A 9,002-nucleotide genomic window follows, 5' to 3' on the forward strand; every position below is an offset into this window, starting at 1 on the left:
GCTTCGGATGAACCGGACGCGCGCCTGACGCCAGGAGGGGCCATGGCCGACCAGCAGCCTGCGCCGAGGATCGGTCCCGCACGGGCCGACGACCAGGGCGAACGCCGTCGCGACCGGCCCCGCAGCCCGGCGCGACTGCCCGCACCGGTCATCGCGCCCGTGCGCGGCGACGACCGGCCCGGCGAGCACCCGCAGGGACGTCCGATCGACCGCCTCCAGGAGCGTCGCCGCGAACGCTCGGGGAGCCCGGAGCGGGAGCCGGCCGAGCTCGACGCCGACGCCATCGTGGACGCCGCCCGGGTCGGCCGCGGCAACTTCGGGATCGGCACCGCGTCGCGCCGCGTCGTCGACGAGGCGGGCGAGCAGTGGGTCGGCGCCGACTACGAGCACGAGAACTGGGGTCCTGGCAAGACCGTGCTGGTCAGCAAGGACAAGCTGCGCCGCTACCGCGGGCCGACCACCAAGTCGGCCTCCGGCGCAGTCGTGGCCAACTTCGAGCGGCGCTCCGCCCCGGACGACGTGTGGACGGGCAACAACGGCCACGTCACGATCGCCGGCGAGGGCGGGCGTGGTCGCGGGGGTCAGATGCGCGACCGGCCCCGCGCCTCCTGGTCGCCCCGCGGCCCCTACGACCGGGGTCGCGGCGACCGCTACCGCGGCGGGTACGACGACCGCGACCGCGACGACCGGGATCGCGACGACCGCTACCGCGACGACCGGTACCGCGACGACCGGTACCGCGACGACCGGTATGGCGACGACCGGTACGGCGACCGTGACCGCGACCGGTACGGAGGCGGCGGGTACGGCGGCGGCAGGAGGTACGAGGGAGGCGGCAACCGCAACGACAGGTGGTAGGTCGGGCCGGGCGCCGCTCAGGGCGCGTCGCGCAGGCGACTCACCGGGACGCCGAGGATCTTGGTCTCCGGGACGTCGAGCTGGTCGAAGCCGTCGGGCACGGGCGGGATCTCGTCGGGTACCCGGCCGACCCAGATGCGCCACAGCACGCCGCGCTTGTCGGCCCCGGGCTGCGGCGGCTGGTGCACGACGGGGAACACGGACCCGTCGACGATCGTCACCTCACGCGAGCGCGCCGGCGGGAGCTGCGGGGCCAGGGTCACGGCCTCGTCGGGCGGCACGAAGCCGACGATCGCGTTGCGCCACACGACCGCGAGGTGCTCGCCGCGGCCGCGCACGATCTCGAGCTCGGCCTGCACGGGCACGCCGCGCGCGCGGTCGGCGCCGAGCGCCTGGACGATCGCGCGCTGCAGCGCGGGGGCCTCGCTCGCGTGGAAGCCGCCGGTGAGCATGAGCGGCACGCGCTCTCGTCGTCGCCAGAACGTCACGGGACCAGCGTGCCATCTCGTCGGCGCACCCGGCGCACGCCGAGATCCCGAACGGGTGCGGTCAGCCCTCGAGCGTGGTCATCGAGCCCGGGTTGAGGATCTGGATGACACCGCCGTTCGCGCACGTGCACTGCGCGCCGAGCGTGAGCGCGGGCTTGCCGCCGATCAGGGTCTGCGTCGCGCCGTTGACCCACGGCGTCGTCGCCGGGATGCACGGCATGGGCGTCAGGACGCCCATCGCGGCGGCGGTCGCGGCCGCGACCGTGGGGTTCGCCAGGGACGTGCACATGCCGAACGGCGGGACGTTGAGCATGGGTGCCGAGTCGGTGATCGTCGCGGCGGGTTTGCCCTCGATGAGGACGCCGCTCGTCGGGAGCACGTTGAGCGACGCCGGCGCGACGCCGAACGAGCAGAGCATGAGGGCCGTGGAGGTCGCTGCGGGCTTGCTCATCGTCGTGCCCCTTCTGCCTGCCTGGTCGTGAGCCGGTCGCGGATCGCGCCGCGGGCTCGTCGTGCTGCCGCGGTCACCACCCCGTGCCGGCCACGGACCGCGTGAGCTGCTCACCGGTCGTCGTGATGAAGCACAGCGTCGTGCGGTCGGCGTCCTGCTCCCACCCGCGCGCGGACGGCAGCAGGTAGGTGAACCACAGCCGCGAGTCGCGGTAGTCGACGCCTACGTAGTCCTCGAACTCCTCCGCGCACGCACCCTGCGCGAACGCGGTGAGCGCCTCGACGCCCGGGAAGGACGCCGCTCCGCTCGCCTTCGTCGTCGCGGAGGAGTCCGCGTACGTGACGAGCGCGTACGCCTCCTGCTCGTGCGGCTCGGTGCACGGGACCTGCGACAGCTCGGTGAGCTCGACCGTGATGTCCTCGGGTGCCCGGAAGCACTCCCCCACCGCGACGTCGAACACCGAGCGGTCCTCGGTGTCCTCCCCGCGGTCGAAGAACGAGCAGCCGCCGAGGACGAGCGCGAGCGCCGCCGCGCCGAGCAGCGCGCGCGGCAGCGAGCCTGCGACCTGCACGGACGACCTCCCGACGACGAGTGTGCGCACGGCCGAGGGGCGGCACGCGCGGTCAGCCTAGTTGCGGCGTCGCGGCGCTCCATCCGTAGTCGTTGCGCAATCGCGGGCGGCGGCGACCCCGCGCTCGTGGTGGCGGGCCGTGCGAGGATCGGCGCATGACGAGCCAGACGAGCGCAGCCGCCTCGCCCGCGGGTGCCGAGCCGACCGCGGCTGCTCCTGCCCCCGTTCCCGGCGTCGAGCCCGCCAACGCGGGCGGCACCCGGCTGTGGGTCGAGCGGACCGGCAAGCGCCGCTACGTGGGGCACAACTCGCGCGGGGCGCGGGTCGAGATCGGTGACATCGCGTACGACGAGGCGTTCACGCCCGGCGAGCTCATGAAGGTCGCGCTCGCGGGGTGCTCGGGCCTGTCGGCGGACGCGGCACTCGCGCGGCGGCTGGGCGACGACGTCCCGGTGACGATCGAGGTCGAGGGCCTCGCGGACGACGACGAGGACCGCTACCCGGCGCTCGCGGAGCGGCTCGTCGTCGACCTGTCCGCGCTGGACCCGGCTGCACGTGACCGGCTGCTCACGGTGGTGCACCGCGCGATCGACCAGCACTGCACGGTCGGCCGCACGCTCGAGGCGGGAGCGCAGGTCAGCCTCACGGTCGTCGGGGAGCGCTGAGCCGTGCCGCGGTTCGTCGAGGAGGCCATGGCGCGGGCGGTGTCGCTGCCGTCGTCGGCCGTGCACCAGCACGTCGCGAGCCTGCGTCGGCGCAACCCGGAGGCGTCGCCCGAGCAGCTCGTGCGGCTGCTCGAGAAGGAGTTCCTGGTCGTCGTCGCGAGCGCGGGCGGGGCGGTCGGCGCGGCTGCCGCGGCCCCGGCCGTCGGGACCGGCGTGGCGATCGTGCTGACCGCGAGCGACGTCGCGACGTTCTTCAGCGCGTCCGCGGCGTACGTGCTCGCGGTCGCCTCCGTGCACGGCATCGAGGTCGAGGACGTCGAGCGGCGCCGTGCGCTGCTGCTCACCGCGATCCTCGGCGAGGCGGGCGCCAAGGCGCTCACCGACGTGACGGGCGTCGGGGCGACGAACGTCGCGCGCCTGCTGCTCACGCGCATGCCGATGGCCACGGTCAAGAAGGTCAACACGACGCTCACGCGTCGCATGCTGCGCAAGCAGCTCACCAAGCAGACCGGGCTGTTCTTCGGCCGCCTGCTGCCGTACGGCATCGGCGTCGTCGTCGGCGCGAGCGGCGGGCGCGCGCTCGGCCGCGAGGTGATCACGGGCGCACGCCAGGCGTTCGGACCCGCGCCGGTGGCGTTCCGCGACCCGCTCCCGCTGCCGTCGAGCGAGGTCCGCGACGAGCTCACCGCGGGTCCCGCGGGCGTCGGCGACGAGGGCGCTACCGGTCCCGAGGGACGCGGTCGTCGGCGCGCGCTCCCGCGGCTCGGGCGCCGCTGACGGCTGTCTGTCGACGACCGCCAGCGAGCGACCGGTGCGTCACCAGCGCGCGTGGACGTGCGTGCGGATGCGCTCGTCGTAGATCGCGGCCAAGGCCGCCTGCGTCTCGTCGGACAGGGGCGCCAGGTTCGCCGCCGCGGCGTTGCCGCGCGCCTGCTCGGCGTTGCGGGCACCCGGGATGACCACCGAGACGCCCGGCTGGTCGACGATCCAGCGCAGCGCGAGCTGAGCGGTCGTCGCGCCCTGCGGCGTGTACGCGGCGACCTCGCGGGCCGCCGCGACACCGACCTCGAACGGCACACCGGAGAACGTCTCGCCGACGTCGAACGCCTCGCCCTGGCGGTTGAACGTGCGGTGGTCGGACTCGGCGAAGGTCGTCGACTCGTCGTACTTGCCGGAGAGCAGGCCCGACGCGAGCGGCACGCGCGCGATGATCCCCACGCCCGCCTCGGCCGCCGCGGGCAGCACCTGCTCGAGCGGCTTGCGGCGGAACACGTTGAGGATGATCTGCACGCTCGCGACGTGCGGGCGCGCGATCGCGGTCAGCGCCTCGTCGACCGTCTCGACGGACACGCCGTACGCGGCGATGCGGCCCTCGTCGACGAGCGTGTCGAGCGCGTCCCACGTCGCCTCACGCGAGTAGACCTCGGTGGGCGGGCAGTGCAGCTGCACCAGGTCGAGGGTGTCGACGCCCAGGTTCTCGCGCGAGCGGTCGTTCCACGCGCGGAACGCGTCGAGGCTGTACGCGTCCGCGACGTGCGGGTCCGCGCGGCGGCCCATCTTCGTCGCGACCGTCAGCCCGGACGCCGCCCCGCCGCGCGAGGCGACGAACTTCCCGACGAGCCGCTCGCTGCGGCCGTCGCCGTACACGTCCGCGGTGTCGAGGAACGTCACCCCGGCGTCCACGGCCGCGCCCAGCACCTCCAGAGCGGTGTCCTCCTTGACCTCGCCCCAGTCCGCACCGAGCTGCCAGCACCCGAGCCCGATGACACCGACGTCCCGACCTGTCCGTCCCAGCACACGCTTCTCCATGCCGACGAGGCTAACCGCCGTTCGTCGTCCCACCGGCCAGCAGCGACTCAGGCGAGGCTGCAACAAATCCCCGCAGAACCCCACCAGCACGCAACGGATCGCGCCCAGGCGCGCAACCGCGCCTCATCGGTTGCGCCGTCCCGCAGCCCTTAGGCTCGAACCAGCCGCGTGCCCGCCAGGCGCGCCCGACTCTGCACGCGAGCGTGCACCGCCATCCGCGCAGCCCGCTCGCTCCCCCACGACACACTCCAGGGAGCCCCATGACCGTCACCGCGCCCGGCCGCACCGACCGCCACTACCTCATGTGCGAGCCCCTGCACTACACGGTGTCGTACGAGATCAACCCCTGGATGGACGCCACCCGCTACACCGACCGCGACCTTGCGTTGCGCCAGTGGCGCACGCTGCGCGACACGTACCTCGAGCTGGGGCACCGCGTCGAGACGATCGACCCGATCGAGGGCCTGCCGGACATGGTCTACGCCGCGAACGGCGCGACCGTCGTCGGCGGCGTCGTGTACTCCGCGAGGTTCCGCCACCCCGAGCGCCAGCCCGAGGGTCCGGCGTACCAGAAGTGGTTCGCCGACCGCGGGTACGTCACGCACACCGCCGCGGTGATCAACGAGGGCGAGGGCGACATCCTCGTCGTCGGCGACCTCATCCTGGCCGGCACGGGCTTCCGTACCGAACGGGCCGCCCACGGCGAGGCGCAGGAGCTGTTCGGCCGCCCGGTCATCAGCCTCGAGCTCGTCAACCCGAGCTACTACCACCTCGACACCGCGCTCGCCGTGATCTCCTCCGACCCGGCATCGCCGCAGATCGCGTACTACCCGCCCGCCTTCAGCGCCGGCAGCCGCGCGGTGCTGCAGACCCTGTTCCCCGACGCGATCATCGCGACCGACGCCGACGCCGTCGCGCTCGGCCTCAACGCGGTCTCCGACGGCGAGAACGTCATCGTCGCCCCCGGAGCGCGCGACCTCGCCGCGGCCCTCACCGAGCGCGGCTACCGGCCGATCCCGGTCGACACGAGCGAGCTGCTCAAGGGCGGCGGCGGCGCGAAGTGCTGCACGCTCGAGATCCGCGCCTGACGGCCCCTCGACCTTCCCCCGTCTCCCCCGGTTCCCGCACCCGTCCCTCGACCGCACGGCCGGAGGCCCGCCATGACGACCCCGACGATCGCCGGCACGCACCTCGCGCAGAACTACTCCCCGCTGCCCGTCACGCTCGTGTCCGGCGAGGGCGCGTGGGTGACGGACGACGAGGGCCGCCGGTACCTGGACCTGCTCGCGGGCTACTCGGCGCTCAACTTCGGGCACCGGCACCCGGCGCTCGTCGCCGCGGCACACGCACAGCTCGACCGCCTGACCCTCACGAGCCGCGCGTTCGACCACGCGCTGCTCGAGCCGTTCGCGCGCGGGCTGGCGGGGCTCGTCGGGCCGCTGCTCACCGGTGACCCGCTCGTGCTGCCCATGAACACCGGCGCGGAGGCCGTCGAGACCGCGATCAAGGCCGCCCGCAAGTGGGGCTACGAGATACGCGGCGTGCCGGCGGACCGGGCGACGATCGTCGTCGCGCAGGGCAACTTCCACGGCCGGACCACGACGATCGTGTCGTTCTCCGACGACCCGGACGCACGCGACGGGTTCGGCCCCTTCACGCCCGGGTTCCGCGCGGTCCCGTTCGGTGACGCGGCAGCGCTGCGTGCGGCGATCGACGACACGACCGTCGCGGTGCTGCTCGAGCCGATCCAGGGCGAGCACGGCGTGATCGTCCCGCCCGACGACTACCTGCCCGCGGTGCGCGCCGCGTGCGACGAGGCCGGCATCCTGCTCGTCGCCGACGAGATCCAGTCCGGGCTCGGCCGCACGGGGCACACGCTCGCGTGCGAGCTGTGGGGCGTGCGCCCCGACCTCGTGACGCTCGGCAAGGCGCTCGGCGGCGGGATCCTGCCGGTCTCGGCCGTGGTCGGGCGGTCCGACGTGCTGGGCGTCCTGACCCCCGGGACGCACGGGTCGACGTTCGGCGGCAACCCGCTCGCGTGCGCCGTGGCGCTCGCCGTGATCGACCTCCTCACGCCCGGCGACCTCCAGGCCGCCGCGCGCGTGCGCGGCGAGCAGCTCGGCGCGGGACTGGCGGCGCTCGTCGACGGCGGTGTGCTCACCGGCGTGCGGCGGGCCGGGCTCTGGGCGGGGCTCGACGTACGCCAGGGCACCGGGCGGGCCGCGTGCGAGGCGCTGCTGCGCCACGGTGTGCTCGCCAAGGACACGCACGGACGCACGCTGCGCCTCGCACCGCCGCTGACGATCACCTCCGACGAGCTCGCCGAGGCCCTCACGCGGACGACGACGGCCCTGGCCGGCTGACGGTCAGCGGAAGAGGACCGCGCCGAACAGCCAGCCGCTCTGCGTCGCGGCCCCCACGTACATCGTCGTGACGTTCGTGCGGCGCATCTGCGCGTCGTGACCCGGCGAGTGCGACCACGCCTGCACGAGGTAGTAGGGCTTGGCCGAGCCCGCGCAGCCGACGATGTTGTCGCCACCCGAGTGCCAGATCCCGCCCGCGGTGCCCATGCGCAGCGCGTGCGCCGTGAGCGAGCCGGACCGCGAGACCGTGAGCGTCGGCAGCCCGAGCGACGAGCGATAGGCGTTGATGGCCGCGCCGAGCGACGACGCGCTGGCCTCGCTCGCACCCGAGCCGCCCGTGTCGCCGCAGCGCAGCCCACCCGCGGGGATCCGCGGCGCGGGTGCGGTGCCGCCGCCACCGCTCGGGGCGCGCGACGTCCGCGGCGCCTGCACGGCCTGACGCGCGCGCTCCTCGGCAGCCTTGCGCTCCGCCTCGGCCTTCACCCAGGCGGCCTCGGCGTCCGTCGCGGCCTTCTGCGGGCCGGCGAGGGACGCGGCGGCCGCGCGCAGCTCGGTGAGCGTCGAGGACTCGTCGGCCGCGGTCGCGCGCGCCGCGTCGATCGCCGACTGCAGCGCGCCGCGCGCCGCGTCGCCCGCGTGCGTGGTCTGACCGAGCACGGTCGTCGCCGCCTCGACCGCGGCCTCGACCGCGGTCACCTGGTCCGAGCGCTCCGCGACGAACGTGGCGACCTGCGCGCGGGTGACCTCGCGACGAGCCGTCGACGGCCCGTCGGCCGACGTGCCCGCGACGGCCACGTCCACGCGCGCCCGCGCCTCCTGCTGCGCGACGAGCGCACGGTGGGCACGGTCCTGCGCGACCCAGCCGCCCGTGGCGGTCGCCGCGAGCGCGGCCACGCCCACGACCGCGACGACCCGCAGCGCCCGCCGGTGCGGCGTCACGCGAGCGGCCCGCGTCGCGTTGAGCACGCCGAGCGGCGCAGCCGGTCCGGGGAGCGCGAGCGGGGCGTGGACCGAGGCCGTGCGCGACGCCGACACGCTGCGCTGCGTCGGCACGAGCGGCGGCAGCACCGCCGGCAGCGTCGGCAGCGCGGGCAGCGCCGCGCCGCGCTGCCGCTGCGTCGGCAGCCCGGGGGCCACCGCGGTCTCGGGACGGGTTGCCTCAGGCGCGTCCGAGCGCCGGCCGGTGTGCGTCACGCGCTGCTCCCGTCGCTTTCGTGCGGATCGTCCTGAACTGGTATCGGCACGCCGAGGACCGGACTTGAACGCCGGGACGGGATCATGGGGACATGACCGACGCCCTCGACTCGGCGATCCTGCGCGTGCTCGCCGCCGACGCGCGTGCGACCTACGCCCAGATCGGTGCCCAGGTCGCGCTGTCCGCGCCCGCCGTCAAGCGCCGGGTGGACCGCATGCGCGACGACGGCGTGATCCGCGGGTTCACCGTGCGCCTCGACCCGGCGGCGCTCGGGTGGCAGACCGAGGCGTTCGTCGAGATCTACTGCCAGGGCTCGACGAGCCCTGCGACCATGCGCGCCGCGGTCGAGCAGTACCCCGAGGTCGTCACCGCGAGCACCGTGACCGGCGACGTCGATCTCGTCGTGCAGGTGCGGGCGCGCGACATGCGGCACCTCGAGCAGGTCGTCGAGCGGCTCGCGGCCGAGCCGTTCGTGTCCCGCACGCGCTCGACCGTCGTGCTCTCGGCGCTCGTGCGCCGCCCCGACGTCACCCCCTGACGCCCGCCGACGCGCGTCGGACCGCCGCACCGGCCTCGGGCGCGAGGCCTCGCCGCGGGGGGGG

At 74.9% G+C, this 9,002-nt stretch carries 11 protein-coding genes; 6 read left to right on the forward strand and 5 right to left on the reverse strand.

Annotated features, from left to right (window positions below; genetic code table 11):
• Positions 1-42 precede the first annotated feature (42 nt).
• Entirely contained in the window at positions 43-858 is an 816-nt protein-coding gene (locus tag CPE01_RS15330) for a hypothetical protein (protein ID WP_146807678.1), read from the forward strand.
• 17 nt (positions 859-875) lie between these two features.
• On the opposite strand, the gene CPE01_RS15335 is transcribed toward CPE01_RS15330, so the two are convergent.
• From CPE01_RS15335 to CPE01_RS15345, 3 genes are all read right to left on the reverse strand, one after another.
• Positions 876-1,346 (reverse strand): hypothetical protein, encoded by a 471-nt coding sequence (locus CPE01_RS15335; protein WP_246783989.1) that lies wholly within the window; start codon positions 1,344-1,346, stop codon positions 876-878.
• Between the two features lie 61 nt (positions 1,347-1,407).
• Positions 1,408-1,797 (reverse strand): DUF4280 domain-containing protein, encoded by a 390-nt coding sequence (locus CPE01_RS15340; RefSeq protein WP_146807679.1) that lies wholly within the window; start codon positions 1,795-1,797, stop codon positions 1,408-1,410.
• A 73-nt stretch (positions 1,798-1,870) separates the two neighbouring features.
• Complete coding sequence (locus CPE01_RS15345; protein WP_186811583.1) at positions 1,871-2,368, reverse strand: septum formation family protein; 498 nt, start codon at positions 2,366-2,368, stop codon at positions 1,871-1,873.
• A gap of 155 nt (positions 2,369-2,523) precedes the next feature.
• Between CPE01_RS15345 and CPE01_RS15350 the strand changes: the two genes are divergently transcribed.
• Positions 2,524-3,033 (forward strand): OsmC family protein, encoded by a 510-nt coding sequence (locus CPE01_RS15350; protein ID WP_246783990.1) that lies wholly within the window; start codon positions 2,524-2,526, stop codon positions 3,031-3,033.
• A gap of 3 nt (positions 3,034-3,036) precedes the next feature.
• Positions 3,037-3,810, forward strand: coding sequence for a hypothetical protein (locus CPE01_RS15355; RefSeq protein ID WP_246783991.1), 774 nt, complete (start codon positions 3,037-3,039; stop codon positions 3,808-3,810).
• A gap of 39 nt (positions 3,811-3,849) precedes the next feature.
• Here the strand turns inward: CPE01_RS15355 and CPE01_RS15360 are convergent, their stop codons facing one another.
• On the reverse strand, positions 3,850-4,842 hold the full coding sequence (locus CPE01_RS15360) for an aldo/keto reductase (RefSeq protein WP_146807681.1): 993 nt from the start codon (positions 4,840-4,842) through the stop codon (positions 3,850-3,852).
• Positions 4,843-5,102: 260 nt separating this feature from the next.
• Between CPE01_RS15360 and ddaH the strand changes: the two genes are divergently transcribed.
• A complete protein-coding gene (gene ddaH / locus CPE01_RS15365) occupies positions 5,103-5,930 on the forward strand; it encodes a dimethylargininase (RefSeq protein ID WP_146807682.1) in 828 nt (275 codons plus the stop codon).
• A gap of 72 nt (positions 5,931-6,002) precedes the next feature.
• Entirely contained in the window at positions 6,003-7,205 is a 1,203-nt protein-coding gene (gene rocD, locus CPE01_RS15370) for an ornithine--oxo-acid transaminase (RefSeq protein WP_146807683.1), read from the forward strand.
• A gap of 3 nt (positions 7,206-7,208) precedes the next feature.
• Here rocD and CPE01_RS15375 read toward each other — a convergent pair whose 3' ends face one another.
• Positions 7,209-8,399 carry a CAP domain-containing protein gene (locus CPE01_RS15375; RefSeq protein WP_146807684.1) on the reverse strand — a complete coding sequence of 397 codons (1,191 nt, stop codon included), beginning with the start codon at positions 8,397-8,399 and terminating at the stop codon, positions 7,209-7,211.
• Positions 8,400-8,491: 92 nt separating this feature from the next.
• On the opposite strand from CPE01_RS15375, the gene CPE01_RS15380 reads away from it, so the two are divergent.
• Positions 8,492-8,938, forward strand: a complete 447-nt coding sequence (locus CPE01_RS15380) for an Lrp/AsnC family transcriptional regulator (protein ID WP_146807685.1) — start codon at positions 8,492-8,494, stop codon at positions 8,936-8,938.
• Positions 8,939-9,002 lie beyond the last annotated feature (64 nt).

Source organism: Cellulomonas persica (assembly GCF_007989825.1).
Lineage (GTDB): Bacteria > Actinomycetota > Actinomycetes > Actinomycetales > Cellulomonadaceae > Cellulomonas > Cellulomonas persica.

Coding starts and splice junctions, on each gene's coding strand:
- CPE01_RS15330 (WP_146807678.1), top strand. CDS start 43: ATGGCCGACCAGCAGCCTGCGCCGAGGATCGGTCCCGCACGGGCCGAC.
- CPE01_RS15340 (WP_146807679.1), bottom strand. CDS start 1,797: ATGAGCAAGCCCGCAGCGACCTCCACGGCCCTCATGCTCTGCTCGTTC.
- CPE01_RS15350 (WP_246783990.1), top strand. CDS start 2,524: ATGACGAGCCAGACGAGCGCAGCCGCCTCGCCCGCGGGTGCCGAGCCG.
- CPE01_RS15360 (WP_146807681.1), bottom strand. CDS start 4,842: ATGGAGAAGCGTGTGCTGGGACGGACAGGTCGGGACGTCGGTGTCATC.
- ddaH (WP_146807682.1), top strand. CDS start 5,103: ATGACCGTCACCGCGCCCGGCCGCACCGACCGCCACTACCTCATGTGC.
- rocD (WP_146807683.1), top strand. CDS start 6,003: ATGACGACCCCGACGATCGCCGGCACGCACCTCGCGCAGAACTACTCC.
- CPE01_RS15380 (WP_146807685.1), top strand. CDS start 8,492: ATGACCGACGCCCTCGACTCGGCGATCCTGCGCGTGCTCGCCGCCGAC.